Below are 327 nucleotides of genomic sequence, written 5' to 3'. Positions count from 1 at the left end.
ACACATTTTCGCTTCATTCAATGGCACATTCGTTCATGTTACTGATTTATCCGGCCGGGAAACTATCGCCCGTGTCACTGGTGGCATGAAGGTGAAGGCTGACCGTGATGAAGCGTCACCCTACGCTGCTATGTTGGCGGCACAGGATGTAGCAGAGAAATGCAAAACTCTTGGCATAACGGCCTTGCACATAAAGCTCCGTGCTACTGGTGGAAACAAAACAAAGACCCCTGGTCCTGGTGCTCAGTCTGCACTTCGGGCTCTTGCTCGTTCAAGTATGAAGATTGGCCGCATTGAAGATGTCACCCCCGTACCATCAGACTCGAC

General features: G+C 51.1%; 1 protein-coding gene. It reads left to right on the top strand.

Annotation, left to right across the window (positions count from 1 at the left end; translation table 11 throughout):
• Nucleotides 1-327: 30S ribosomal protein S11 (rpsK, locus tag F0U44_RS24435; RefSeq protein ID WP_149730652.1), on the top strand; the 327-nt coding region annotated here is incomplete at both ends.

The sequence above is a fragment of the Nocardioides humilatus genome (assembly GCF_008373755.1).
Lineage (GTDB): Bacteria > Actinomycetota > Actinomycetes > Propionibacteriales > Nocardioidaceae > Nocardioides > Nocardioides humilatus.
Note: the sequence above shows the minus strand (reverse complement) of the source record. Positions and strands in the feature narration are given on the sequence as shown.